15 protein-coding genes and 1 CRISPR repeat array are annotated in these 26,902 nt (G+C 73.0%); of the genes, 7 read left to right on the top strand and 8 right to left on the bottom strand.

The window, feature by feature from the left end:
• Window positions 1-753 precede the first annotated feature (753 nt).
• Window positions 754-4,548 (bottom strand): hypothetical protein, encoded by a 3,795-nt coding sequence (locus ACWDCZ_RS17440; RefSeq protein WP_449816335.1) that lies wholly within the window; start codon window positions 4,546-4,548, stop codon window positions 754-756.
• 160 nt (window positions 4,549-4,708) lie between these two features.
• Between ACWDCZ_RS17440 and ACWDCZ_RS17435 the strand changes: the two genes are divergently transcribed.
• From ACWDCZ_RS17435 to ACWDCZ_RS17410, 6 genes are all read left to right on the top strand, one after another.
• Window positions 4,709-4,897: a hypothetical protein gene (locus ACWDCZ_RS17435; protein WP_387968691.1), complete on the top strand. Its 189-nt coding sequence runs from the start codon at window positions 4,709-4,711 to the stop codon at window positions 4,895-4,897.
• Window positions 4,898-5,018: 121 nt separating this feature from the next.
• A complete protein-coding gene (locus ACWDCZ_RS17430) occupies window positions 5,019-6,746 on the top strand; it encodes a type I-E CRISPR-associated protein Cse1/CasA (protein ID WP_449816334.1) in 1,728 nt (575 codons plus the stop codon).
• Entirely contained in the window at window positions 6,739-7,305 is a 567-nt protein-coding gene (casB, locus tag ACWDCZ_RS17425) for a type I-E CRISPR-associated protein Cse2/CasB (protein ID WP_387968695.1), read from the top strand. The genes ACWDCZ_RS17430 and casB overlap by 8 nt, the downstream gene beginning before the upstream one ends.
• 68 nt (window positions 7,306-7,373) lie before the next feature.
• Window positions 7,374-8,720: a type I-E CRISPR-associated protein Cas7/Cse4/CasC gene (locus tag ACWDCZ_RS17420; protein ID WP_449816333.1), complete on the top strand. Its 1,347-nt coding sequence runs from the start codon at window positions 7,374-7,376 to the stop codon at window positions 8,718-8,720.
• Entirely contained in the window at window positions 8,717-9,643 is a 927-nt protein-coding gene (gene cas5e / locus ACWDCZ_RS17415; RefSeq protein ID WP_449816332.1) for a type I-E CRISPR-associated protein Cas5/CasD, read from the top strand. Before ACWDCZ_RS17420 ends, cas5e begins: the two co-directional genes overlap by 4 nt.
• Entirely contained in the window at window positions 9,640-10,392 is a 753-nt protein-coding gene (locus ACWDCZ_RS17410; RefSeq protein ID WP_449816331.1) for a type I-E CRISPR-associated protein Cas6/Cse3/CasE, read from the top strand. The genes cas5e and ACWDCZ_RS17410 overlap by 4 nt, the downstream gene beginning before the upstream one ends.
• A 728-nt stretch (window positions 10,393-11,120) precedes the next feature.
• Window positions 11,121-11,393: a CRISPR direct-repeat array (repeat unit 29 nt; unit sequence ATCTGCCCCGCGCATGCGGGGATGGCCCC).
• 379 nt (window positions 11,394-11,772) lie between these two features.
• Here ACWDCZ_RS17410 and ACWDCZ_RS17405 read toward each other — a convergent pair.
• Window positions 11,773-12,126 (bottom strand): hypothetical protein, encoded by a 354-nt coding sequence (locus ACWDCZ_RS17405; RefSeq protein WP_449816330.1) that lies wholly within the window; start codon window positions 12,124-12,126, stop codon window positions 11,773-11,775.
• Between the two features lie 376 nt (window positions 12,127-12,502).
• On the opposite strand from ACWDCZ_RS17405, the gene mobF reads away from it, so the two are divergent.
• Window positions 12,503-17,551, top strand: a complete 5,049-nt coding sequence (mobF, locus tag ACWDCZ_RS17400) for a MobF family relaxase (protein ID WP_449816329.1) — start codon at window positions 12,503-12,505, stop codon at window positions 17,549-17,551.
• Window positions 17,552-17,616: 65 nt separating this feature from the next.
• Here mobF and ACWDCZ_RS17395 read toward each other — a convergent pair whose 3' ends face one another.
• From ACWDCZ_RS17395 to ACWDCZ_RS17370, 6 genes are all read right to left on the bottom strand, one after another.
• A complete protein-coding gene (locus ACWDCZ_RS17395) occupies window positions 17,617-18,735 on the bottom strand; it encodes an NADAR family protein (RefSeq protein WP_449816328.1) in 1,119 nt (372 codons plus the stop codon).
• 934 nt (window positions 18,736-19,669) lie between these two features.
• The gene (locus tag ACWDCZ_RS17390; protein WP_449816327.1) at window positions 19,670-21,484 is read right to left on the bottom strand and encodes a hypothetical protein; all 1,815 of its coding nucleotides are present in this window, start codon (window positions 21,482-21,484) and stop codon (window positions 19,670-19,672) included.
• Window positions 21,485-21,557: 73 nt separating this feature from the next.
• The gene (locus ACWDCZ_RS17385) at window positions 21,558-22,088 is read right to left on the bottom strand and encodes a hypothetical protein (protein WP_449816326.1); all 531 of its coding nucleotides are present in this window, start codon (window positions 22,086-22,088) and stop codon (window positions 21,558-21,560) included.
• A 15-nt stretch (window positions 22,089-22,103) separates the two neighbouring features.
• Window positions 22,104-23,846: a type IV secretory system conjugative DNA transfer family protein gene (locus ACWDCZ_RS17380; protein ID WP_449816325.1), complete on the bottom strand. Its 1,743-nt coding sequence runs from the start codon at window positions 23,844-23,846 to the stop codon at window positions 22,104-22,106.
• Window positions 23,843-25,372 carry a type VI secretion protein gene (locus tag ACWDCZ_RS17375; protein WP_449816324.1) on the bottom strand — a complete coding sequence of 510 codons (1,530 nt, stop codon included), beginning with the start codon at window positions 25,370-25,372 and terminating at the stop codon, window positions 23,843-23,845. The genes ACWDCZ_RS17380 and ACWDCZ_RS17375 overlap by 4 nt, the downstream gene beginning before the upstream one ends.
• Window positions 25,372-26,901: an SCO6880 family protein gene (locus tag ACWDCZ_RS17370; protein ID WP_449816323.1), complete on the bottom strand. Its 1,530-nt coding sequence runs from the start codon at window positions 26,899-26,901 to the stop codon at window positions 25,372-25,374. Before ACWDCZ_RS17370 ends, ACWDCZ_RS17375 begins: the two co-directional genes overlap by 1 nt.
• Window position 26,902 lies beyond the last annotated feature (1 nt).

The following is a 26,902-nucleotide window of genomic DNA, read 5'->3' as shown; positions in this document are numbered from 1 at the left end:
GGGGAGATTATCTGGCCGCCACCGGGGCGGTCTTGAAGACCGCAGGTGGGGCGGGACTCCGGCCGCCAGTGGGGCGAGCGTGATGGCCGTTGACAGTGCACCTCTCCAGTCACGCCGACATGCTGTCAGGCCGGTGTCGGTGTACGAGGGACTTCCGGTGGACCGGCTGGGGCTCCTCGATGCTGTGCGAGGACCGGTTGGAGACGGATGACCTCGGCTGATCGTGGAATTTCACGCCGGGCGAATTTTGCAGTCAACGCGGAGAACACAAATGACTCATATAAACGATCTATAGACATCGCAGGGCCGGGCGTGCCCTGCTCGGGCCGCGGACTCGCGAAGCCCGTACAGCCGATGCAGGCCGAGCTGATGGCAGGCCCCGAACTGACGCCGGACGCACCGCCGGAGCTTCTGCCGCTGGGGTTCTCCGCCGCCTGCTGGCTCGACCTGCGCGCCTGCCCCCGTCGCACCAAGACTCGGTTGGACGGCTGCCCGTGCGACGCCGCGGAGCAATCCCCGCAAGTGCGGGGCCGACGCCGCGAACTGCGGATCGTTCACCAGCTCGTCGGAGCAACCCCCGCAGAGGCGGGGCGGGACGACCAGGGCGCCAACCCCCACCACGACTGCCTGGAGCAACCCATGCGAGCGTGGGGCCGATACCCAGCAGTGCATTATCGGGTCTTCTTGCTGCGTCTGTCGCCCAGGTAGACCTTGGTTGTGACTCACTGGCCGTTCACGGGGTGGCTTCCGTCGTCAGATGCTTGTTCGGCTGCTGATATGTGCGGCGACGAGTTCGCTCAGGGGGTGTAGGGACTCGGGAACCAACCGCGGCAGCAACGGGATCGCCTGAGTCCAACCGCCGTCGGTGAGCAGCTCCTGGAGAAGGCCCTGGGCTGCCGCCCTGTCTGCGTCCGTGCGGCCGTGACGGTCTCCCCGAGCGTGAGCGAGTGCGAGGCAGAGCCGAACAGTGCTGTCCTGAGGCTCCTCGACGGGCAGGATTGCGGGCGCCCCAGCCAGGACATGGGCGGCAGCAGCCAGTGCAACGGCACGCGCCGTCGGTGTCGGTGCTGCGTTCGCGACGCGCAAGGCACTCGCGGCATCGCCGTCCAGAGCGCTGAGCAGGGCGAGTTCAGCGTGGGGAGTCCGTTCGGGTCGAAGGGAGCTCAGCCACTCGTCGAGCTCACCCGCGGCGCGTCCCGGCGCAGGTGCGCAGCCGAGCCGTCGCAGCAGGGCCAGGAGCACCGTCTCCTCCCGGTCCCAGGTCTGTCGAGGCCCGTTCACGAACTTCGAGGCGAGCCGGATCGCTTCGCTGAGCTCCGGATCCGGTCGCATCGGATCGGGGACGGCGAGCAACAGTTCTGCCAGCACCGGGAGTTGGCCGACCGGGCGGCCGACGCCGATGCGCCGCTGTACCAGCCGGACCGCTGGCCCGATCAGTTCAGCGGCCCGTTCCGGATCGTGCCGTGCCAGGCCGACTGCGACGAGAAGCAGCGCGCGTCGAGTCCGCCTGCCCCGCACCGAAGGGGAAGCCTTGGTGTCCGCCGACTCCTCCATCCGGGCCACCGCCAGCGCCGCTTCCGCGTCCCCCGCATGGGCCAGGGCCTGCGCGACGGCTCCTTGCACGGCGAAGTGCGGAGCGGGAGGGATCAGCCGGGCGGCCTCGTGGGCGTAAGCAACCGCCTCCGGTGAACGCCCGCCGAGGGAGCACCCCATGGACAGCGCGGCCAACTGCCGAGCGCGGTTGCCCGGCTCCGTCGAGAAGCTGATCAGTTGTTCGGCCCGCCCGAACTCACCGGCCGTACCGAGCGCCCGGAGCAACTCCTCGGCCGAGCGGGCGCTCAGAACGATCGGAGAGTCGGGGAGCGAGGAGCGGACAGCGGCCTCCACCTGCTCGCGCCCGAGCTCGACGTTGCCGTCGTGCACCAGCTGTTCCGCGTACTGGAGCCGGGTGACCGGACCGATGACGGGCTCGTGGTTCCCGAGCGCCGGGCTTCGGCCCGGAACTGTGGACGGTGAGGGTTCTTCGTCCGCCTGGGCACGAGGCCGTGTACGTCGGGTCGGGGGAGCCTGAGCGAGATTCCGTTTGGCGTCCCGTTCCTCCTTCAGGGCCTTCGCGCTCGCCTCCACCTTCGCCCGGTGGGCCCGTCGTTCCTCCTTCTTCGCCGCGAGGTGGGCGGCGTGCTCTGCTGCCACCTGTTCGTCGACTGCTGCGAGAAAGGCCTCCGCCCGCTCCAGCTGGTCGTCGCCGAGAACGCCGGTGCGAACCCCCTGGCCAAGGGCGGTCACCAGCAGCTTGGCGTCCAGGTGAGGTGTGAGGCCGGTGCCGGCTGCCGTCTCGGCCCGGACCATACGGTCCATCGTGCCGGAGAACTCGCGTCCCCGGTGGGCCCGGTCGGCTGGGGAGTCCAGCCCGACCAGGGCAGCGTGCAACCGGTCCCGCGCGGTCTTGAGCACGTCCCAGGCCTTCGACCGGCGGCCCATGGTCGCCAGGGCCTGGGCCGCGATGGCGAGAACGTCCACCACGATCAGCCCGTCGGACAGGTCGATGGCCGTGCAGAGGCGTTCGATCCGGTCCAGGTTCGCGACGCTTCGGGAGCCGGAGGCGCGGGCGATGGTCGCCCAGATGTCCACAGCCATGGCCTGGGCCCGAGGGTCGGCCTCGCTCAGCTCCTCCGCATGCTCCTCCAGGACTTCCACGAATCGCTCGTAGCTGCCTGCGGAGAGGAGGACCGCCCCGTCGGCGAGCGCGTCCATGTCGGCCGCGTCGCTGAGCACCACGGCTCGGAACAGCGCCTTCGCCTCATCCCTCCTGCCGATCGTGTCCAACGCGCGCGCTGCCTCGGCCACCTCCGCACAGGCGTCCTCGAAGAAGCCACCGGCCCGCGGAGTGAACCGGCCCGCCCGGACCATGCAGTCGGCCGCCTCTCGCGCGATCGCCGTGGCATCGGGGTGCCAGGCGCGTGCCGCTTCGACGGCGACTTCGGCCAGCCGGGCGGCCCGCACCACGAGTTCCGGCTCCGAGCGGGCCACGGTGCAGGCACGGGCGACGTCCCCCAACCGTACGAGGAGCACCGGAGCCCGAGGCGGGACCGGCCCGATCCGGCGCTGCACGAGGTCCAGCGCGGCGGCCAGCCGGACGGCGGTCCCGGCCTCCTGCTGTTCAGGGTCCGATACCTCGACTGCCTTGAGCTCGGATTTGAGAAGACGCAGTTGGTCGAGCATGACCTGAGGGCCCGACGCGGCCTCGACCCGCAGCTGTCGTAGCGGGTCGAGCAGGAACCGTCCGCGTTCACCGGCCGTGTCCAGCATCTGCGGATACTCGGTCAGCAGATACGTCGGAGAGCCCTCGGGCCAGCCGGCCTCGCGCCAGCGCTCCGCCCAGGCGTGCAGCCGACGAGTGCAGCGCTCCCTGGTGGCCTGGTCCCACTCCCGCCGGATGGCGTGCGGCATTTCGGGGTGGCTCAGCAGGTGGGCCCCGGCCGATTCCTCGTTCGAGACGATGCAGCGCCGTTCCCTGCTGTGCAGCAGATCGGTCACGTCCTCGACGGAGGCCCCCGTCAGCTCCGTGAGGTCGGCCGCGCGCAGGCCGCCCCCGCCGTCCGTGATGGCGAGCAGGTCGGTGACGGCCCGGCCCAGGTTGGTCGTACGCAGCCGCTCCAGGTCCGCGAAGCCTGCCTGTTCGACCACCTCCGACCAGTCGCCGGCCGCGAGCGGGCGAAGGCACTCGCGCCCGCGCAGCGGATGCCCTTCGGGGACGTCGGCGGGCAGCGGCCCGCTCCGCCGGCTGGAAACGATGACGCGGACGTTTGCTGCAGGAGCGGCCGGGAGGAGTGCGGCGATGCTCGCCACCCCGGTCCCACCAGGCGCCCCGGCCGTCGGCCAGGCGAGGTCCTCGTCCAAGCCGTCGACCACGAGGAGGAGCTGCCGCTTCTGCTTTCGGCTGCGGCCTGCGGCCTTCGTGAGCAGGTGTGTGAACTCCGCCTCGTCGGACCGCTTCCGCCGGAGCTCGGGCACCTGGAGCTGCTGGCGCAGGTCGGCGAGGAATCCGGTCCGGGTGTTTCTCCCGTGCTCCTCGGACAGGACGCAGATCAGGGTGTCGACGTCCTTCGGGGGCTGCCTTGCGTAGTCGGTGAGCAGCGCTGTCTTTCCCACGGGAAGCTGCGCGTGCCACCACAGGTACGAGGCCGCCTGCGGACTCCGATCACAGACGAAGGCGTCCATCGCGGCGCGCTCGCGCTTCCTGCCGCGCCTTTCCGATTCGGCTTTCCAATCGTGCCGACCCCTGGTGGTCTCCCCTTGGGCGGCGCGGAGAGCCGCTTCCCATTCCTCGCGGGGATAGAGGTGGCGGCCGTCCGGGTCCTGCAAGTGCTCGATCAGGCTCCAGAAGGAGTCCGTCGCGTAAGGAGCGGCCTTGCCGTGACACCAGCTCCGGAGGACAGACTCCCGCAACGCGCCGTCCGAGACGAGTCGTGCGGCGGCCCGCCGCTTGAGACCGCGGGCGTCGATCGACTCCTGCAGCATCGCACCGAGCCGCTTGCGTGCCGCCACGGGCGCCCTACCACTGACCACTTCTGCTCCCGCGTTGGTGAATAAAGCGCCCCTGACCAGCGGAAATACCGCCCGGACGTGGAGGCGCACCGGCACGTCGTCAGAAGCTCGACCCATCGACCGCGGGCCGCAGACGGCCCCCGACAGAAGGACCTCCCCCATGAGCGTGCTTTCCATGCTGACCCAGGACGCAACCGCGGCCGCGGTGCTGGCCGCCGTAGCCGGCCTGCTGTACGGGGTCGTCCTCGCGATCGTGGCCCTCGCCTCGGTCCTGGCCCGGACCCCGGACCGCCGTCGCGACGCCCGGTCCACTCTGGCCATTCTCGCCAGGCGCCGCCAGTCCAGGTGAGCGGGCGCCTGCAGCGCGTGGAGGGCGGCCGCTGCACACTGCGCGCGTCCGGCGCGGTGCCGACTGCCGTTTTCCTCTGCATCTGTGGAGGCTGTCCGGTGCCCCGCCATCCCCGACCGGGATGGCGGGGCAATCCGGTCGATCGACCTACACGATCCAATCCGGGGTGCTAGCGTCGGGCTCTGCTCGGGAATGTCAACTCCCTTGCAGAAAACGGCGATCATATGAAGTGATGGGCAGAGCCTTGCCGCCAACGCACCCTTCGGCCCCGGTCGAGCAGCGCCTCAGCTGGGACCCGCGGCGAGAGCCGTGCATTCCCTCCGTGACGCCCGATGGCGCCAGGGTTGCGCTCTCCTTGTGTGAACTCCTCGATCGAGCAGATGATTTGACGACGATCGACTGTCCGACTCCGGGCGAGACCGTTGCCGTCATCGAGTTCATCATGGCCATCTGCTTCGCTTCCCGTACCTGCCCGACCACGCCCGAGGAGTGGCGGGAATGGATCCGTGACGAACACAGCCTCCGCTGCGCGGCCAAGTGGCTGACCGGTGAGCCGGCCGAGGACTGGGACCTGTTCCATCCCGATACACCCCTCGGCCAGAACTCCCTCCTGGCCTCCTCCTTCGACGAGAGCGGCACGGGGACCGCGCAGTTGGTCATCGAGCGGGCCGGTGACTACAACCAGTTCTTCGATCAGCACCACCTGGAGGACGGCGAGCCGCTGCCCGCGGCGGACGCGTTCCGGGCCATGCTCGCCCAGCACGTGTACGGCACGTACGGCAGGGCGAGGATTTCCGGCCGGATCCTCGGGCCTTCCGTCACCAACTTGTCCACCGGTCGGCTGCAGGGACGGATCCGGGTCGTCCCCCTCGGCCGTACGTTCGGCGAGACCCTGCGGCTCAACCTCTATCCGCCGGAAGGAGACCCGGGCCGGCTCAACACCTCCTGGACCAGCGGCTCCATCAGCCGCCGGAACTTCGCCGTGCGGGCCCGCCCCCGGGTGCCGCAGAGCCCTGCCGACCTGCACAGCGCCCTCGGCCGCTCCGTCCTGCTGCGACCGAAGCGCGGTGCGGATGATGGGATCGTCGTCGACCGCGTGCTGATCGGAGCCGGAGAGGTCCTCGAACTCGAACCGGAAAAGCACATGCAGGACGCCGTGTTCAGCCGGACCACCGGCGGTGAGGTCAAGCCCCTGTGGCCGTCGCCCACGCGTGCTCTCTGGCAGGAAGCACACGCCCTCTACAGCGCGGTGAAGGACGCGCAGCCCGGCCTGTACGCACGACTGCGCTCGCTGCCGCGCAAGCGGGACTCCCAGGGCGCGCCCTACCACCTGTGGGCTGTCGGCCTCGTCTCCAACAAGACGTTGCCCGTCTCCTGGACGGACGGCTACTTCCCCTACGCCCCCGCGATGGAGGCGCAGCTCTACCGCGCGTCCCGGCGGGGCTCGCGCATCGCCGAGTACCTGGCGTGGAGTCTCAAACGGGCGGCGATCCTCGCCTCGGAGAAGGTCCACTCGGCAGCGCGGCCGGCCGACGAGGCCCGGCACATGTCCCGGTTCGACGCGAGGTGGATGTTCTGGCCCGAGGCTGCCAAGCCCTTCGACCAGCTGCTGGAGGCAGTGATCGACGAGGGGTACGACAACCCGGGAGACCCGGTCGCGGCCCTGCTCCTGGAGTACACGCAGACCCTCACCGACGTGGCCCGCACCCACCTCGTCTACCGCCTCGACACCCTCCCGCCCAACGAGCGGGGCTTCCAGGCCAGGGCAGTTGCCCTGAAGCGTTTCGAGGACGACATCAGCCATCCGAAGGCCCCGGCCGAACTCCGGGGGGAGACCGCCCATGACTGAGGACAGTTCCCGAGACGGGTACCCCGTCGAGGACGCATTCCCGCACGACAGCACCGCACTGGTCGCCTGGCTCACCACCCTGGTGCGCAACCGCGAGTACGGCACTCTGGCCAACCTGCGCCGTGCCGGGGGCCGGACGAACGCGCACATCCGGGCCGGCTGGTACGGCGGCGACAACCACCGCGACCTGTTCGAGCGGATGGCCTTCCTCTTCGCGCTCTACCACCAGGGCCGTTCGACGCCCGCCTACGGCTACGGAAGCCTCGGTACGGCGGCGGCGCGCATCGGTGACAGCGTGGGGCGGGGCCCGGGCGACCCGGGTGCGCAGCGGCTCGTGGACAGGGTGGTCGTCAGCAGGAGGGTGCCGTGGCGGCACCTGCAGCACACGATCGTCCGGCTGCGGTCCTGCGACCAGCTCCCGCCCTCCTGGGCGCAGCTCACCGAGGACCTGATCCTCTGGAACGACCGCAAGGCCCGCATCGCCTACCAGTGGTCGGTCGACTTCCATGCCCCGCTCCACCGGGGCCGGACGCCCGCCGGCAGCCGGCAGAGCCGGTAGGCCCGGCAGGACCAGCAGGCCGAGCACGACACGTACTCGATCCCGACCGACCATAAGGACAGGACCGCGTGACCGCAGACGCCCGAAGCCCGTTCCTCTCGCTCCACCTCCTGGAGACGCTCGTCGCCGTGCTCCCGGTCAGGGACGAGAACGGTCAGCCCAAGTCCCTCGTGTACGGCGGGTTCGAACGGCACATGATCACCAGCCAGGCCCGGCGCCGCGCGGAGCGGGTCTACGCCCGCAACCGCGCCAACGCCGGCATCGGCGCCCTCAAGGGCCGGAGCATGGGCACCCGGACCAGGGAATGGGCACTGCTCACGGCGGCCGAACTCTCCTCCGAGCACGGCTGGGAGAAGGAGGAGGCCCTGACCACGGCCCGTGCCGTGATCGAGGCGAGCGGCCTGAAGTTCGGCGACCCGGCCAAGAAGACGGTGGCCAATCTGACCAAGGTGCTGATCTTCGCGCCCGCCGACGCGGGCGCCAGGATCGCCCGGCACATCGCCGAGAACGCCGACGAGCTCCGGCCGTGGCGCGACAGTTACCTCGCCGGCCAGCAGAAGGCCGCGAAGAAGCCCCGCCGCGGAGCGGCGAAGAACGGCGAGGAGCAGGAGAACGGCGAGGAGCAGACCGCCACGGAGCCCGGCACCACAGGCCTCCCGCCGCTCCCCAAGAGCACGCGCAACGCCGTCCTGCTCGCCATCGCGCCCCGTGACGCCGTGGACATCGCCCTCTACGGGCGCTTCCTCGCCGAGATCGCCGATTCGCCGAACGTCGACGGGGCAGTGCAGACGAGCCATGCCTTCACCGTGCACGCTGCGGAGCAGATCGAGGACTTCTACGCGGCGGCCGACGACGCGAAGCTCGACCGCAAGCGCAACGCCCTCAGCTTCCTCGACACGGCGGACGACGCGGGCGCGGGCATGACCGGTTACCAGTCGCTGATCTCCGGGACCTTCTACCGGCACGCCGTCCTGGACCGCCGACAGCTTCGCGCCAACCTCCGGCAGGCCGGAATGGAAGCGGAGGAGGTGGAGGAAGCGGCGACCGCAGCCGAGGCGGAGTTCGTCAACGCCTTCGTCGAGGCCGTCCCGGAGGCGAAGAAGAACTCCACCGCCTCCACTGGCTCGCTTCCGGCACTCGTGCTCGCCTTCGAGGGCGAGCGCCCGTACAACTACGCCGCCGCCTTCCAGAACCCCGTGGACGAGAACCCCGAGAGCAGCGGCGGCGAGGGCCCGGCCGGCCAGGCGGCGGTCCGCCGCCTGATGCGGCACCACCTCTTCGTCAGCAAGCGCCGCGACGACCTGCGGTCCGCGCGCGTCCTCACCTACGCCCCGGAGATCGCGGACCTCCTGGAGACGGTCGACCTCTCCGGCGCAGTGGACGTCGTGGACACCATCAAGGGCCTCACCCCGTGACCGAGGCCCCTGTCGCGACCGCTCCCAGTGTGACGACCGGTACCAACGCGACGCCGGACGCACCGCAGCACGTTCTGCTCATCAGACTGGCCGGGCCGCTGCAGTCCTGGGGCATCAAAGGCCGGTTCGCCCAACGCGACACCCACACCCGGCCCACCAAGTCCGCAGTGATCGGCCTCTGCGCGGCAGCCCTCGGCCTCGACCGGGAGGACCCGCTCGACGAACTCGGGTCCGTCCTCTTCGGCGTCCGCGCCGACCGCCCCGGAACGCCGATGCGGGACTACCACACCGTCGGGGGCGGAAAGTATCCCGTCCGCCCACGCGACCTCGTGACGGACCACCGCCGGGCCGCGGCCCTGGAAGCGCTCGGGGAGCAGGGGGAGGATACGACCGCATCCTTCGGCAGCCATGCGTTGGCATCCTGGTACGGCGCGCCGAAGCGGATCGCGGCGGACCCCCGTTCCGGGGCGCTGGTCGCAGGTGACGTGAGCCGTCACGCCATGATCACCGAGCGCTGGTACCTGTCCGACGCGGCCTTCCTCGTCGGCCTCCAGCACTCCGACCATGCACTGATCGAACGGATCGCCCACGCACTGGAGCACCCGAAGCGCCTGCTCTGGCTGGGCCGCAAATCCTGCCCGCCCTCGGGCGACCTCTTCGTCGGCATCGCCCCGGGCACCCTGGCGGAGGTCTTCGAAACCCGGGCACTGCTCCCGGCAGCCGACGACGGGCAAGCGCCGCCGAACGTCGCCCAGACCCGGTGGGCCTGGATCGAGAGCCCGCACCCGCTGCCGGGCGTCGGGCCGGTCCGTGACCAGCCCGAACGGTTCCTGGCGAGCGGCCCCGTCCACCGGCAGCGCTGGGAGTCCCGGCACCGCATCACCATCGCCCCACACGCCACCGAATGGGACATCATCCCGTGAACACCCCGCGCACCACCGAGCCCGTCCCTGCCCGTACGGCGGCCAGATTCGTCGCCACCCACACTCTGATCACCCTGGACGCCAGGCACCCCTTCACCGCCAAGTCGCTGATCGACGCCCAGGACATGCACCGGACCGTCATGAGCGGCTTCCGCGGCTGGGTCGACGACGGAAGCCGGGACGCCCGCGCCCAGATGAAGGTGCTCTCCAGCTGGACCGTCGACCTGAACACCGCCCGGCTCTCCCTCGTCGTACAGTCCGCCGTCCCCGGCGACTGGAGCGGCCTGCCCCGGGCGGCGCTGGTCGAACCGCCGCACAGCCTGGTGGTGGACCGCACCTTCCGCACCGGGGACCGGCTCGACTTCCGCACGGTCGTCAACCCGGTCAGCAGCCGGCCTGCCGGGCAGCCAGCCGCCGGAGGCGGCCGAGGCGGAAGGGGTGTACGGGTGCCGCACACCCGCCCGGAACACGTGAAGGCCTGGTTCGCCCGCCGCCTCCAGCCGGCCGGCGAACCCGCGGTGGCCCTGGACGGAGTGGTCCGGCTCGGCGTCGACTCGGACATAGAACGGCTCGCCCTCCGCATCCTCCCGAAGGTCTCCAGCCCCGGCCCCCACCGGGGCCTGCTCATCAGCCGAGCCGAGATCCGCGGCACCCTGACCGTCACGGACCCGCAAGCACTCACGGCCGCCCTCACCCACGGCTTCGGCCACGCCCGTGCCTACAGCTGCGGCCTGATCCTGGTCCGATGACTGCCTGACAGTGCTCACCGGACCGGTCGGACTCGGCACCGAGAGCGGGCAGCTGGCATCCTGGCCGGTCCTGGAGGGCGGCTATCTCCACGGGCACACCATTTTGCGTGAACTCCCCTTCCTGGAACGGAAATCAGCTCAGCCTTCATTCCAATCCGCCAGGCCGACACCTGCACCAGCAGTGTCGCTGAACCCCCGCCTACTCGCTCGGAGTAGGTCGCATCGGGATCTCACTAATCGGTCCCGTGTGAGAGGGGCGGCCCCGCCCCGTTGCGCACGGTTGAGCTGCCGTTGTGCATCGGCCCAGCCTTTGGGCGGATGGCTCCGTTGATCCGGAGTTGGTTGCCAACCCAAACGGGTCGTCTCTGCAGGTGCGAGGTGCCCGGCTGGTGAGGTCGAGCCGCGGGCCGATGGCACCGTGCACTGCCCGGTGGAGTTCGACGATCCGCTGCTCAACGTTGCGCTGCAGGATGCTGTCTGCTGCTCCGACCGTGCGGAGTCGCCCGACGTGATCCTGCTCGCCTTTCTCGTCCGCTGCACTGGCACGACTCCTGTGGGGATGGCTGTTCGTTCCGACTGCGCGGAGGTGACCCGAGTTGGCTGTCGTGGAGCTGCGGGTCTTCGGCGTTCGTTCCTCCTGCCCGGGTGTGCTGATTGAGGTGAGCGTCGCGGGAATCGAACTGAATGAACTGGCATATTCTGTGGTGGAGGAGCGCAGGTCAGGAAGTATCTGCCCCGCGCATGCGGGGATGGCCCCGCCACCGAGCCGTCGTGCGGCCCGACAGCGAGATCTGCCCCGCGCATGCGGGGATGGCCCCTCGAGCCGGCGCACCAGGTCGGTGACTTGCTCATCTGCCCCGCGCATGCGGGGATGGCCCCGACCACCTCGCCCGGTACCACCACCCCCACTTATCTGCCCCGCGCATGCGGGGATGGCCCCCTGACGGCCCCGTGCGCGGCCAGGACCGGACCATCTGCCCCGCGCATGCGGGGATGGCCCCTGGCCGTGGATGCGAAGCGACTCGGCGACCGCATCTGCCCCGCGCACGCGGGGCGGGTGTCTTGCCGATACTCCTTGGTGTGACGCATCGTCAGTGGCGGACGGCGGACGGCGGACGGCGGACGGCGGGCCGCGTGCTTGCGGGTCATACCGCCGGTGGTTGTCTGGGGTCGTCGGCTTGCGGGAGGTCCTGATACGTGAGTCAGGACGGGGCTGCGGCCTACTCGGCCTGGAGGCGGCGGCGGTGGCGGAGACCGGTGCGGGGTGGTGGCGGCAGGGGACGGCGATGGTGGTCGGGCCGGGTTCGGGGCAGTGCCTCCGTCAGGCCGTGCGGACGGAGGCGGATCGGGCGGCGTGCGCGGGTTGAGGAGCCTCGGTCATCAGGCGCCGGCCGGCTCGGGTTCCGCGTCCTGGCTTTCGCCACTCGCCGGCGCTGCTGCGGGGGAGGGGAAGGCGAGCTTCGCCATGCGTGCGGAGATCTCCTTCCGGCCCTTCAGCGCGGCCTGCACATCGCGCTTGGGGATCCCGGCCGTCTCCGCGAGTTCCTCGATGTCGCCGTCGAAGAGCGGCACGGCCTTTTCCAGTTCCCGTGCGAGCTCTCCCTGGGCCAGCTCGACTCGCTCCTTGGCCCTGTCGATCGCGGTCAGGGCGGAGGTCTGGCGGCTCTGCCGCTGCCGGAGGTCCTCGCGTTCCTGTTCCTGGCGCCGCTTCAGGGTGGCGCGCCGGTCGATCATCTGCTCGTTCCTGTGTGAGGTCATGGCGCGATCCTGGCGTCCCACCTCGCCCGAGTACAGCACCTTCGGGTGAGCCGCCTCGCGTTGTCGCTCGGCAGAAGGAATACGTGTTCCGGAAGTGCCCGATCACGAGCAGATCGGAAGGCGATGGAGAGACGACCAGGAGGGGTGAGAGGCGATCGAGGAAGAGCAGCGGACACGGACGAGATGCCGAAGCGAGAGCGAACGAGCAACTAGCCTGATCAAGGACAGCACACCTCTTGCTATCCGCCGTTGATCCCGAAGGAGCGCGCCAGGTGCCCTGCTCCGTCGGCCGCCCGAGCGACCGGTACGTCGTCGGCGCTCCGGTGCGTCGGGACGGCGCCGGGGTCGGTCGATGATCACCCTTCACCCGATCAGTGCGGGCAGCGGCATCGACTACCTGCTCTCCACCGTCGCCGGCGACGACGTGAGGATCGGTGCGCGCGAGCTGACGGCCCACTGGGCGGGTGGCGGTGACACCCCCGGCGTGTGGCTCGGGGCGCAGGCCGCCGAACTCGGCATCGCCGGCCGGCGGGTCACTCAGGAGGCCGCCGACGCCCTGTTCAAGGACGCCCTGAGCCCGGTCGACGGCAGCCCCCTCGGCCGGTCCTGGGGTCGTTACCCGAGCGCCGAGGAGCTGTACGAGAGGTATGCCGCCGCCGAGCCGCAGGCCACCGAGGAGCGGCTGCTCCAGCTGCGGGCGAAGGCCGAGAAGGAGGGCAACCGGACCGCCCGGTGCGGGTGGGAGATGGTGTTCTCCCCGGTGAAGAGCTTCAGCGTGCTGTGGGGGTGCGCCGGTGACGATGAGCGGGCCCGGCTGGAAGCCGTCGAGGAGCGCGCGTTCCGGCGGGTCTTCGAGCGTGTCGAGCGCGCGGCCTGCATCACCCGGACCGGCCCGACGCCTGCCTCCCAGGTGCAGGTCCGTGCCAGGGGTTTCATCGCCTGCGTGTTCGTCCACCGCAGCAGCCGGGCGGCCGATCCGGCGTATCACCGGCACCTGGCGATCAGCAGCAAGGTGCGGGTGGAGGACGGCCGCTGGCTGGCCCTGGACGCGCGCCATCTGCACCGGATCGCGGTCGCCCTCTCGGAGGCCTACACCGCCGAGCTGGAACGTGAGATGCATGCCGAATTCGGCATCCGTGCCGGGGCGCGCCAGGACAGCATCCGGCCCGCGAAGCGGCCGGTGCGGGAGTTCCTGGGGGTGCCCCTGAGTGCGGTGCGCGGGTTCTCCCAGCGCCGTGAGGCCACCGAGCGGGCCCTGGCCCGGATGATCGCGCAGTTCACGGTCCGGGAGGGCCGCGCGCCCGAGCGCGCCGAGCAGTACAAGCTGGCCCAGGCCGCCACCCTCGAGTCCCGTCCGGCGAAGACCGCGACCACTGTCGACGGCGAGCGCCGGCAGTGGCGCCGCCGCGCCAAGGCGTACGGCATCAGGCGTCCCGACAAGCTGCTGCGGGCCGCCGCCCGTACCTCCGCCACCCACCCCGCACCGGGCCCCGACCCGATGGTCGTCCCGAAGGCGATCGACGCGGTGCTCGCCGAGCTGGAGAGCCACCGCGCCACCTGGACGCGCGCCAACGTCGAGGCCGAGGCGTGCCGCCGGCTCACCGTGCTCGGCGCCCACCTGCGCGACGACTACCACCGGGTCCTCGTCCGCGTCGTCGACGGCGTCCTCAGCCCCGTCCGGTGCGAGCTGCTGACCCCGCCCGACGCGGTCCCCCTCCCCGCCCGGTACGCCCGCTCCGACGACCGTCCGTCGCTGTTCGCCGAGGTCGGCGCCCGGGTGTGGACCTCCCACGGCATCCGGGCCGCCGAGCGAAGCCTTGCCGAGGCGTCCACGACGCCCGTGCCGGTGCACCGCCTGACGACCGGGCAGGTCGACCGGGTGCTCGCGGCCGGCGAGGCCGGGCGCGGTTTCGCGCCGTCCGACGAGCAGCGCGAGGCGGTCCGCCGGATCTTCGGAGCGGACACCCGGGCCACGTGGGTGGTCGGTCCCGCGGGCACCGGCAAGACCACGATCATGCGCCTGGTGAGGGAGGTCGCGCAGGCCCACGGGATCCCCGTCATCGGCCTGGCAGGCGGCCAGGTCCAGGCCGACCTGCTGGCCGCCGAGGCGGGCATCCGGGCGGAGAACATCGCCAGGTGGCGGACCATGTCCGAGCGGTACGGGCGGGGCCTGCGCCACTGGACGCTCCAGCCCGGCACGATCGTCATCGTCGACGAGTCCGGCCAGGCCTCCACCACCGATCTCGCCGCGCTGCTCGGCCAGGTCCGGCAGGCCGGCGGGCGGCTGCTGCCGATCGGCGACCCGCGCCAGCTCGGCTCGCCAGGAGCGGGCGGAGCGCTCGCCGACATCGAGGAGACCGTTCCCGGCGCCGTCGTCCGCCTCACCGAGGTCCGCCGCTTCCGTGACCCGGGCGGCAGGGTCCGCCAGTGGGAGGTCGACGCGGCCCGCCTGCTGTCCGTCGGCGACGCCGGCGACGCTTTCGACGCGTACGACCTGCGCGGGCGCATCCACTCCGGCCCGGCCGCCCCGGTCATGCGGCAGCTCTTCGAGGACTGGCGGCGGGACGTCGAGGACGGCCTGACCTCCGTCATGATCGCCGCCACCGGTGCCGCGGTCGCCGAGCTGTCCCGCCTCGCCCGCGAGGACCGCATCGCCCGCGGCCTGGTGGACGACCGGCGCACGGCGGACCTCGGCGTCCGCGGGCGCGCCGGCATGGGCGACATCGTGGTCACCCGGGTCAACGACCGCCGCCTGGCCACCGCCGACCGGCGCCAGTCGGTCCGCAACGGCGACACCTGGAGCGTCGAGGCCGTCCGCACCGACGGCTCCCTGACCGTGCGCCACCAGCGCACCCGCCGCACCGTCACCCTGCCCCCGGCCTACGTCGCCGACGCCGTCGACCTCGGCTACGCGATCACCTCCGCGCGCTGCCAGGGCGTCACCGTCGACGTCGGCCGCGCCCTGCTCGACACCGGCTGGAACCGCAACGGCGCCTACCCGGCCCTCACCCGCGGCCGCTACGGCAACCACGCCTACCTCGTCACCCAGGAGCCCCCCGACGAGGACAGCGGCGAACCCGGCCACCCGCACACCGCCCGCGAGATCTGGCACGCCGTCGTCGAACGCGACGGCACCCAGCTCTCCGCGAGTGCCACCGCCCGCCGCCAGGAGGAGCGGGCCCAGTCCCTCGCGACCTCCACCAGCCGCCTCGTCCACGTCCTCGACGAACTCAACGCCGAAGCCGCGCAGCAGGCGGTCGCCGCACTGCTCGGAGGCCGCGCCGCCGCCCGCCTGGCCGCCGCCGAGGCCTGGCCCGCCTTGCGTGCCCGGTGCGCGTGCCTGGCCGACGACGGCTACGACACCGACCGGCTCCTGCGCGCCGTCTGGGCGGACGAGCGGGGCAACGAGACCGACCACCGCACCGGCCGGCCGCTGCGCGACCTGGCGGCCATCGTGGTCGCCCGCCTCGACGCCCTGGTCGAGCACCACGGTGAGCGCTTCCGCCTGCCCGAGGGCGCGCCCCGCCCCGCGACCGCCCCGACCTACTGGGCCCCGCCCTCCGCCCGGCCCGGCGCCGCACTGTTGGAGGCGATGGGCCTGGTGCTGCCCGACGCCGACCCCGGCGACCGGCGCGTCACCCTCGTCCACGACCTCGCCGCCCACGCCACCGTCCGGGCGGAACGCCTCGCCGCCCGCGCCCGCGCGAACGCCCACACCGGCACCGGCTGGGCGGCCGCCTACGGGCCCGAACCCGCCGACGCCGACCGGGCCCGCCCGTGGGCCGACCGGATCGCGGCGGCCGCGGCCTGGCGCGATCTGGCCGGCTTCCGCGCCACCCGGGCCACCGGTGACGCCCCCACCGCCGCGCGCACCGAGCAGCGAGGCCTGTGGCGTGCCGCCCAGCTCCTGCCCGACGAGCAGCAGCACGCCGCCGAACTCGCCGCCACCGGCCCCACCTGGCTCGATGCGCTCGGCCCCGCACCCGCCCCGGCCCACCCCCACCGCCCGCTCTGGGACAGGGCGGCGGCGCTCGTCGCCGCCTACCGCGGCCTGTGGGACCACGGACACGAGACGCAGGCGCTCGGCGACCGTCCCGAGGAGCCGATCCAGGCCGCCGACCACGACCTCGCCCGGGAGGCGGTCACCGCCTGGCAGAACCGTCCGGCCCCGACCGTCGTCGACGAGGAGCAGCGACGGCGGGCCACCGCACGCGGACGGGCCGCCCGCATTGAAGCGGCCGAGGCCGCCGACGCGCTGGCCGCCGTCCACGCGGCCCGGCGCCTGGCCGCCCGCGCACAGCAACAGGCCGACGACGAGCGGGTCCGCGCTGCCGCCGCCCGCCGGACAGCCGCCACCGACGACCAGCGCGCCCGCGCAGCCGCCCTGCAGGCACGGGCGGACGCGCACACCGTCCTGGCCGGCCGGGCCGCCGACGCGCTCGCCGCCGCCGAACGGCGATGGGCCCGTACTGCCCCCGACGGCCTGCGGGCCAGGGCCGAAGCCGGCCGCGGCCGGGCCGCCGAACAGCTTCGTACCCGGCAGCCGGCCGAGCCTCCCGACCGGCAGCGCCCTGTCCCGGCCGGCCTTCCCGCCTGGCGGGAACGGCCGTTCGGCGGCTGGTCGGACGCCGAACTCGGCGCGGCCCTGCGGACCGCCCTCGACCGCGCCGCGCGCCTGGACCGGGCCGCGGCCGACGCCGAGGACCGTGCCGCCCGTGCCGAGGCCCGGATGCGCGACGGCGGCCGCATCGACCAGCAGGTCCGGGCGCTCGTCGCCCGCGTCACCGGCGCCGCCCGGCTGCGGGCGGCCGATGCCGTACTCGCCGACCTGACCCGGCGCCGGACTCACCTGGCCGCCGAACTCGCCGCCGCCGACCCGTCCGGCCGTCCCGCGTTCCCGGGCGGGGAGCGCGAAGACCTCGTCGAGCTGCGGCGCACCCGGCAGGCGGAGTTCGAGGCCCTGCTCCAGGCCGAGCACCACCACCGGCTCCTCCGCGCCCAGGCGCTCGCCGACATCGGCGACCTCGCCGGCGTCGAGGCCGCACTGGACCTGTGGGCACGGATCGGCGGCTCCGCCGAGGCCTACCGCGACCACCTGCGCCGGATCGCGGACCAGGACGCCCGGCACCACCACCGCACCGCCCACGAGTACCGCGACCGGGCTGCTCGCCTGCGCGTGCGGGTCGGTGCCCTGCGGGAGGAACAGCAGGCGCGTACGGCGATGCCGGCCGGCGAGCGCGCACGCGAGGCGGCCGAACGCCTGCCCGCCGTCCGGCGGCGCCGGGCCGAGAAGCGGGAGACCGCCGTGCGCCGGCAGGCCGGGCTGAGCCGGCCGCAGGCGGTGCACCGGTGCGGCCAACGCCTGCCCCACGACGGTGTCCCGCCCTCCTACCGGCCGTAGTGGCTTTGCCCACTACTCACCTATAAAGCCAGTCGGGGTTCTCGAGAGCCACTCGCCTGGTCCGGTCACAACCCCGGGATCTCAGTCCGCCGCGCATGCAGCTCGGAGCGGACCAGTTCGAGGAGACGCCCTGTCCAGTTGCGCCCTCGGCCGGCGTTGTTGCCCCAGAACGCCGACTCCATGTCGTCATAGATCACGGTGGCGTCTTCTGTCGACAGCAGAATCTCGGCCAGCCCGGGGTGCTGGTCGTACTTGGCGCGCAGCAGGCGCGTCATGACGGCGGTCCGGACATGTTCCCAGCCCTCGCGGCGAGGCGCCTCGGCCGCGAGCTTGCGCGCCGCGGAGGCGCTTTCCGCCGCCGCGATCGCGCCCCGGACCTCGGGCTGAGCAACCGACAGAGCCCAGTAGGCATGGGCAACGGAGGGGTATCCGGCCTCCCCCACGGTGATCGGGGCGGGGTAGTCGTTGCGCAGGCCGACCTTGCCGGGATCGTCCACCGGCTCCCTGGGAAACGTCTGGGCGACGTGGACCGCCGGAGCATGGGACGTCACTGGTCCGTCCGCGGGGCCGCGCTTGGGCCGCTCGGCCGTCCAGCGGGCCCGCTCCTCGAAGTACGCGAGGGCACTGTCGTAGTCCTTCTGCGTGACCGTTCCGTCGAACGACAGGTAGGTCCGGCCTCCGGGCCCTGCTACCAGTACCCGCAGCGGCTGGTCCTTGCGGTCCATATCACCCAGCGCGTAGCGGCGCTGGGTTTCCGGGATCGCGAGGAACGCGGTGCGGGCAACGGCCCGGTTCTCCTCGGTCCGGTCAGCGAGGAAGGCATCGACGGCGGCGAGGCAGCGGCCGGTCGAGTCGGGCCGCCCGTTCAACTGCTCGATGGTGTCCCGCACTTCGGCGAGCAGCAGCTCAGGGGTCTGCCAGCTCTGCGGCTCGCTGAACTTCCACTCCGCCAACTCGTCCGCGGACGCCTCCCCGCCCTCCGGGAGGCTGGTGGCCACCCAGCCGGTGCGCAGTTTCTCCTCGAACTCCTCGATGGTGACCAGGCCCCAGCAGTCGATGAGCCCGTCGGCGTAGATGAAGAGGTCGGTGAGGAAGTAGTAGCTGTTGCGGATGAAGACGTGCCGCCAGGTTCCGGGTATGCGGACGCCGTCCACGGTGCGATAGGTGATCCGGTTGCCGATCATCCTGAGATTGTGTCGCAGCGCACGCCCAGTCGACGCCGGTTCTTCCTCCGGGGCGGCTGAACCGCCTCGCTGGGCCGGCGCCCACGTCCGGGCCGACAACCTGCTCGCCGAGCTCGCTGTCCTCGGCGTCCGTCAGCCCGGCCCCGCCAAGCACCGCGCCACGCTGGCCCCCGGCACCGCCCTCGCCCTGGAACTCATCGCCCAGGCCGCCGACGGCGACCTGCTGCCTGCCGCAGAAGGCGCTGCGGCAGCAGGCGGCGGTACACGCCCTGGTTCGGAGAGGCGGAGCAGGGCCAGGAGGGGGGAGCCAGCGGCCGAACAGCTGTAAGCGTCGGCGGCCCGGCTCGACCATCCGCCGGTGGCCGAGGCCCTCGTGATCGGAGCGCGAGGGGGCACCCCGGCGGGACCCGCTCCAAGTAGACCGCGCCGGGTGGTGTTCGGATGCAAAGGATCAAGCGATTCCGCCGGACCGTGCCACGGCCCGCGGACAAGGTCATCACGGGCATACTCGACCTCTACGCCGGGCTGCCAGACCTGGGATGCGTTCAGGTAGCAGCCCGGCTGTTTGAACACCCACTCGAAGCGGGACAACGCGTCAGCAACAGTATTGGTCCACAGCCGCTCGTCTTCGACTCGCCGGACCGCTGCACGCGTCCGCGCGGAGACACCCCGAATCCGGCGCACCGCAACATTCCTGCGTGGCCGCCATCGCTCAGCACGGACGGCCTTCGGACGCCTACGCGGCATCGGCCTTTCGGATCAGCATGACGCCAGGACCGCACACCCAGCCCGCGCCAACGGTCCTCCATGACAACCGATCAAGTCCGTGTACGTCACCAGCCCGGAGCGGACCAACTTCGCTGTCCAAGGACATCGGTGCTTCCGGCCGGTCACCTCCCCGGCCGGTTCGGCCCGACCGCTCGGGAACGGGAGCTCAGACCGCCATGCGCGGTGCCCGCTGTGACGGCCCGTCGAGCCGCACCGCCGCCCGGTGGGCCGGCATCATCGGCGTGCCCGCCCCGGAAGACAGCACGGTTCCGGCGGTCGCGGCCAGTCGGCCCGCGTGGACGGCGGCGGCCAGGGCGAGGGCGTCCAGGCACGCGAGGTCGCCGGGCGGGAAGCGGTCGGAGGCGCGAGCCGCTTCGGCGAGCGCCCTCGTCCTCTCCGCGACCTGGTGGTAGGTCCGGGCTCCTGCGGCGGGGCCGTCGGGGAGGTCGACCGGGGGAAGGTTCCTCCAGGCCGCCCTCAACGCGGCCACCCGGGGGTGCCGGGAGCCGCGCAGGCGGCAGCCCATCTCGGTCGCCGTCCACGCGCTGAGCGCGTCCGCGACCAGCAGGGAGCCGCCGCTCGCGCCCTGCCTGCTCGCGTACGGGGCGTGCCGGGCGGCGGGCGGGGGCGGGGTGAGGCCGGCGGCGGGCGCGATCCGGCGGGTGTGCTCGTCCGCGGCCCGCGTGACGGCGTCCAGCACCGCCACGTCGGCGCTGCGGAACCGGCGCGCGGTGCGGGCGGCGTCGGCCAGGGAGCGGGCCGCCCTCGCCAGCCGGGCGTAGGCGCGTGCCACCGGCGCCGGTTCGACGCCGGGGCGCGGGATCCCCTGCCAGGCCCTGCGCAGCGCGGCGACGCGCGGATGGGCGGAACGCGCGAGCCGGCGGCCCATCGGTGTGCCGGCCCAGGCGGCGAAGGCCGCGGCGACCCGGTCGGCCCCGTCGGCCAGCACCGCGCGCCGGTCGGCCCGCTCCGCCTTGGCCACGGCCGCGACCTCGGCGTCGAGTGCGTCCAGGCGTCGGGCGGTGGCGCGGTCGACGGGACGGCCGAGGACCCGTGCGGCCAGCGTTCCGGCCCGCCGGGACAAGGCGCGCAGCGCGGTCCAGGCGGGCGTGCCGCCGTAGCCGCGGGTGGTGAGGTCGTGGGCGAGGTCGGCCGCGTGGCGGGCGACCGACCGGCAGGCCGCGGCGCAGATCCCCCGCAGGAGACGGGTGGCCCGGTACTCACCGTCGGCGAGCACCGTCTGCTGCCCGACGGCCTCCTTGACGGCGGCCCAGGCCCCGACGGCCGCCGCCTGGACCGACTGGACCTGTGCCCACTGAGGCAGCGCCAGCCACCACTCCGCGCGGGCCCGTACGGTCTCGATGGCGGAGGTGAGTTCGGTGAGGGCCTGCTCGGGCGGGAGCCCGGCGTGCGCCGCGTCGTCGGGGGCGGGCTCGTGCCGGACGTCCCGCGGGGCCGCTGTCAGCACACCGAGGCGGTCCCGCAGGAGTGCGGCCTGCTCCTGCGGCATGTCGGCGGTGAGTGCCAGCGCGTCGGACACCCATCCGTCGTCGGAGGAACGGAGCTTCGGGGCGGGGGCCCCGTCGTCCTCGGCCCGGGCCATGCCGCCGTCGTCGTCGGGCCCCGTGTCCAGGCCGTGCAGGGCCGCCTCGTCGTCGGCCCGCTCGCGTTCGCGTTCCCACCTCTCGTGGTCGCGGACCTGGACGTCCCAGAGGTCGCCTTCCTTGACGAGCTGTTCGTAGAGCGAGGTCGGGGCGTTCGGTCCGGTCATCGCGAGGTAGGCGTCATGGGGCCGGAACGCCCCGCCGCCGGTCATGAGCTCCTCGGACTCCTCGCCGCGGTGGACCCAGAGGGACTCCTCTTCGGAGCCTCGCCGGTAGGCGCGCACATAGGTACTCCCACCGACTCTCCGGGACTCGACGATCTCGTACGCCGGGTCGTCGAAGACGCTGTAGGGCGGTTCGGCGGGCTCGGGTGGCATCAGGTGCTCCTCTGGGGCGGCCGGCTTCCACCGGACCTCGGCGGGCGGGCAGGGTGTCGTCGGATCCGGCGCACTACAGCGGCGGCTCGTCGCTGTTCAGCTCGGCCGCCAGGGCCGGGCTGGGGTGTTCGCGCTCGCGGGTGCCGAGGCCGCCGGGCTCCTCCAGCCACTGCCGCAGGGTCTCCTCGTCCGGACCGCCCCAGGGCCGGGAGACCGGGTCGGCGTGCCCGTTGGCGCACTTCGGACGGCGGGTGGTCGGGAGGAGGTTGTTCGCCGTGATCAGCCAGTCCGCCTCGGCGGTGTCGCGGCCCGGGCTGGGGCAGGTGTAGGAGCGGACCCATCCGATCTGCAGCGCGAGGAGGACCTCGATGACGTCCTCGTGCCGGTGCCAGCAGGGCGGTACCGAGGCCCGGGCCTCCGGGTTGACCTCCACCAGCCAGCGCAGCCAGTGGCCCAGCTCCTCCAGCCGGGAGCGCCGCTCCTCCGGCTCCATGTCGCGCAGGACGATCCGCGGCACGGGCGCCGGGTCGGGTTCGGGGACGTCCGCCCACGGATCGGCCGGGTCCAGGTCGTCGTCGGTCAGGTCGGTATAGGTCTCGGACACGGTGTTCTCGTTTCGTCAGGAGGGCTTGTCCAGCGGGACCGCGGCGGTGGGCGGGTGGCCCGGCCTCGGCGGGGTCACCAGCGGCACCGGGTCCGCGGTGGCGCAGAGGGGCGGGAGGGGCCTGCGGGCGAGGAGCTCGATCAGGTCCGGGTCGGCATAGGTGCGGCGGAGCTTCACCCGCACCGGGCGCTGGTTGCCGTAGACGGCGATCGCGGTGAAGTCGGGCAGCTCCCGCAGCACGTGGGTGGGGGCGAGGTCGGTCTCGACCAGCTGCTCGGAGGTGGAGCTGCCGCCGCCTCCCCTGCTGGTGGACTTCCTCGTCACCAGGGCCCGGCCGAGCAGGTTGGTGAAGGCCTTCAGCGTCTCGGGGTCGGCGTTGCCGGGCAGCAGCATGCGCAGGCCGGAGGCGTTCATGACGGTGTTGGCGGCCTCGCGGCCGAGCACGCCGATCAGCTGGCTGAGGTCGTGCCACACGGTCAGCACGGTGATGCCGATGCCGCGTCCGACGGTCAGCAGCCTCGGCAGGGCCTTGTAGCGGAAGCAGTTGCCGGCCTCGTCGATGATGAGGCCGAGCGCGGGGTCGAGGGGCCGGCCGGTGCGCTGGTAGCGGGCCTGGGCGGCGTGGACGATGCTCGCGGTGATCGCGGTCAGCAGCGGCGCGAAGCGTTCGCCGTCGGCCTCGCTGGCGATCAGGCAGACGGTGGCGCACCGGTCGAGGACCTCCTCGGCCGTGAAGTCGCTGGCGGCGGCGGTGGCGCGGACCTCCTCGTCCGCGTACACCTTGGTGATCACGCTCAGGGTGAACCTGATGCTCCCGACGCCGTCGGGGTGCAGGGCGAACGCGGCGGCGTAGTCGTCCGCGACGTCGGGGTGGCCGCCGTCGACCAGGATCTCGCGGACCTCGTCCACGGCGTCGTCGGCGAGCGCGAGCCAGCGCCGGAACGTGGTGATGTCCCCGCCGGCGAGGTTGGCGGCCAGCAGCACGCCCTTGACGACGGCCTTGGCCTGGTCGACCCAGGGGCCGGACCGCGGGTCGCCCGCGGTGGAGGCGGCGTCGGCCAGCCAGCCGGCCATCCGGTCGGCGGCCTTGGCGTCCGCGCAGTAGTCGACGGGGGACCAGCGGGCGGTGGGGCGGTCGGGCAGGCCGGCCGGGGCGACGACGTACACCGGGCCCAGGGCCGCCCGCCGCGCGTACACCACGTCGAGGTCGGCCGCCTTGACGGTGGTCATCACGCAGGGGCCGTACCACTCGGCGGCGATCGGCAGCACCAGCCCCGTGGTCTTGCTGCTGCCAGGCAGGCCGAACACCGTCGCGCTGATGTTCTCCTTGGCGGCGAGGATCCAGTTCCGGCGGCCCTTGCTGCGGCCGAAGGCCATGCGGTTGCGACGCAGGTCGGGCTCCTCGGCTACCCGGAGCCGACGTTCGGTCGCCCGGCCGCCCCAGCGGGCGCCATCGGTGCCGGGATCGGTGCCGCGGCGCATCCACAGCCACGTCCCGCCCGCGACCGGGCCGGACCAGATCAGCACCAGCAGTGGCCACCACAGCCAGCCCGATGGTGCCGGAGCGAAGGCCGCGCCCGGGCCGCGCAACGGCCAGGTGACGGCGGCGAGGCCGGCGCCGCCGACCAGGCGGCAGGAGTGCCCGGTGAGCAGGGCGGCGGCCCGGGCGGCGAGCACACCGGAGGCCAGCAGCCACAGCACCGCGGCGCCGAGCACGGTCGCGGCCCAGGTCGGCTCGGAGCGCTGGTCGCCCGTCACAGGGCCATCCGCTCGTCCGTGTGGTACAGCTCCTTCTCCTTCTCGGTGAGGTGGAGCTGGACCGGATAGGCGCCGGAGCGGCCGGGCATCCACAGGCCCCGCCCGGCGTGCGCGCGGCCCCAGCCGGAGACGAGCTCCACCTGCGGCTCGGTGAGGCCCACCGCGTCCCGGATCGCGCCCAGCGAGCGGACGTCCTGAGCCATCGTGATCTTGGTGTCGAACGACGAGACCATGTGCTGGGCGATCATCACGGCCTCGGACCCGGCCGGGCCGACCGCCTCGAAGTCCGACAGCCGGTGGGTGGCGGCGAGGTCGAAGACCCCGTCGGCCCGGTGCAACCTGAGGTCGGAGTCGAGCTTGCGGATCACCGTGGCGCCGCCGACCTGGAGCGCGCGCCACAGCTCGTCCCTGACGACCAGGCGCTGGGGCCCGTCGGGCTGGTCGATCGCGGCCTGGGTCCAGCTGGAGATGCACATCATGATCATGGCGACGGTCTCGTCGCCGTAGGCGCGGGTGCGGGAGATGTCGATGCTGACCATCGGCGCGGACCAGTCGATGCGGCTGGTGGAGGTCTCCGCCGTGCTGAACAGGTCGCCGACGTGCCCGTCGAGCATGGTGGCCAGCGCCGCCCGGGACGCCCTGGTCGCCTCCCGGGTGGCCTGGATGTCCTCGCCTCGGATCCGCAGTTCGCGCGCCATTCCGGTGCTCGGGTCGCGCAGGGCGGCGTGCACGGCCCGCAGCGTCGGGGTGGCCAGCACGGTGTTGCCGCTCAGCTGGCCGGTGACCTCCTTGATCGCGGCGGAGATCGCCTCCGTCTCCTCCGGCGTCAGCGGCCTGCGCATCTGCAGTTCCAGCAGCGTGCACAGCAGGCTCAGGCGGCGCCGGTGGATCTCCGTCAGGCGCTCGCGCCACTCCACCGGGTCGGTGACGTGCTCCAGCCCGTCGCCGAGCGAGCCGGCGTCCAGGGGATTGACGCGCCCGGGCAGGCCGGGGCCGAGCTCCAGCGGTTCGCACCCGAGCCAGCGGCACACCCGTCCGTACTCGCCCTTCACGTCACCGGCGATCAGCACCTTCACCCCGAACGCCGCCAACCTCGTGGACAGGGCCTTGATGAGCGCGCTCTTCCCGGCTCCCATGGTGCCGGTGACCAGCACCGCCGGATTGGAGACGATCCTGTGCTGGACCCACGCTCCCGGGTGCATGGAGAACTGCCGGCCGGTCAGGACGTCGTGGCCGATGTAGGCGCCGACCGCGGGCAGGGCCGAGCCGCCCCCGAAGGGGTAGAGGCCGGCGAGGTTGTAGGTGTCGCAGCGGTAGACCTCGGGGGCCGCGACCCGTACGGCCCTCCCGGCGTGGGGGCCTGGCCACCCCAGGACCGGCGTCGGCGCCGCGGCGGCCGGCCGCTGGTGTGCCCGCCGCCCGCGCTGGGCCGGAACCGGTGCCGGTCCGGTCGTCAGGACGTCCGGCAGGCCGATCGAGGGCAGGTCGGTGTCCCCGCGGCGCCTCCAGTCGCGCAGGCGGCCCATCAGATCACCGCCCGCCGCTTCACCGGCAGACCCAGGCCGAGCGGCAGCGTCGCCGCGAAACCCGAGTCCTGCGCGGCGTAGAGCTCTCGCAGGCGAAGGCCGGAAGTGTACGCGTCGCGCTTCAGTCGGGCGGTCGCCAGTGGCAGCTCGCCGGGCTCGTCGACCGTCACGGTGACCACACCGGTGAAGCGCGCGATGCCGTGGCCCGCCGTGCGGGCGTGGTCCTGGTCCTGGGTGTCGACCAGCGCCTTGCGCTCGTCCAGGGACTCGATCCGCCCGCCCCGTGCGCGGACCCGGCGCTTGACGTCGGCCTTGGTGCGCTCGCGGCTCAGCGTGGCCCGGGCAGTACGGGCACCGAGGCACTCGTAGGTCAGGGAGACACTCCGCCGGGCGTTGCCGGAGGCGCTCATCAGCGGGGTCAGCACGCTCGCGTACACCCGGCCCTCGGGCCAGCCGTAGACCTCGAAGCTCGCCGAGACGCCGCTGTCGTGCCGGTAGCGGCCCCAGTGCTGCTCGGCCGCGGCGGGGCCGGCGGCCGACTCGTCCACGCCCGGCGGTGTGCCGGCCCACCCGGGCGCGCACGCGGCCGCCGCGTGGGCGGCGAGCACGGGCGCCTCGCCCGGGTCGTAGGCGGTGCGGATCACCTCGGCGATCTGGCCGACGGTCAGCGTGGCGACGACCTGGAGGTCGGCGGCGGCGATCGCGCCCTGCATCGCGAGCAGCTCGCGCACCAGGACGGCGGTCGCCCCCAGGGTGCCGCCGCCGGAGCTCCTGATGTCCTGGCGGACCCGGGACGCGGCCAGGGTGACGGTCAGGTAGGTGCGGCGGGTGGACGCCGCGGGCGCCGCCTCGGCGGCGAGAGCGGTGACCAGGTCGTGGGCCGCCGCGGGCGCGCCCCGGTCGAGGTGGCCGGTCGTCCAGGCCATCAGCGCGGTGCCGTCCTCGGGAGCGGACCGGTCGGTGACCGAGATCCGCACGATCGGCCCGCCCTCGACGCAGTGCCCCCGGAGGAAGCCGCCCCAGCCGGAGACCCGGGCGTTCACCCGGGCGGTGTCGGCGAGCGCGATCCCGGGGTAGCGCACCTCCATGATCGCCGAGTAGTGGCCCTGCAGCGGGTCGTGGACGACCCCGATCTCACGGCCGGCCCCGGTGGGCACCGTCAGGAACTCCAGGCGGGCCAGCACACCCGGCAGGTCCGTACGCCGCGAACCGTCCGACCGCCGGGGCGCGAACGCACCACTGAAGAACATCGTCTGCCTCCTGACGACAGCAACCTCGAACCGGACCGCGAGGACCGCCCACTCCGCCGCGGTCAGGCCGTACACCCGCAGGTACACCGCCGCGAGCAGCAGCAGCGCGACCGGCACGGCGACGATCTCGCCCGCCCACGCGTGGGTGTAGACCGGCAGCATCGCGACCAGGCCCGCACCGGCGACCGTCACCAGGCCGCCCAGGCTCAGCTCGCCCAGGTACGGGCCGCGCTCGCGCTGCCAGCCGCCGTACGTCGCCGGCTCCTCGGGGGACGTCACG

The sequence above is a fragment of the Kitasatospora sp. NPDC001225 genome (genome assembly GCF_053597855.1).
Note: the sequence above shows the minus strand (reverse complement) of the source record. Positions and strands in the feature narration are given on the sequence as shown.

Excerpts from the sequence above, each read along its gene's own strand:
- ACWDCZ_RS17435 (WP_387968691.1), top strand. The coding sequence starts at position 4,709 with ATGAGCGTGCTTTCCATGCTGACCCAGGACGCAACCGCGGCCGCGGTG.
- ACWDCZ_RS17430 (WP_449816334.1), top strand. The coding sequence starts at position 5,019 with ATGGCGGGGCAATCCGGTCGATCGACCTACACGATCCAATCCGGGGTG.
- casB (WP_387968695.1), top strand. The coding sequence starts at position 6,739 with ATGACTGAGGACAGTTCCCGAGACGGGTACCCCGTCGAGGACGCATTC.
- ACWDCZ_RS17405 (WP_449816330.1), bottom strand. The coding sequence starts at position 12,126 with ATGATCGACCGGCGCGCCACCCTGAAGCGGCGCCAGGAACAGGAACGC.
- mobF (WP_449816329.1), top strand. The coding sequence starts at position 12,503 with ATGATCACCCTTCACCCGATCAGTGCGGGCAGCGGCATCGACTACCTG.
- ACWDCZ_RS17395 (WP_449816328.1), bottom strand. The coding sequence starts at position 18,735 with ATGATCGGCAACCGGATCACCTATCGCACCGTGGACGGCGTCCGCATA.
- ACWDCZ_RS17390 (WP_449816327.1), bottom strand. The coding sequence starts at position 21,484 with ATGCCACCCGAGCCCGCCGAACCGCCCTACAGCGTCTTCGACGACCCG.
- ACWDCZ_RS17375 (WP_449816324.1), bottom strand. The coding sequence starts at position 25,372 with ATGGGCCGCCTGCGCGACTGGAGGCGCCGCGGGGACACCGACCTGCCC.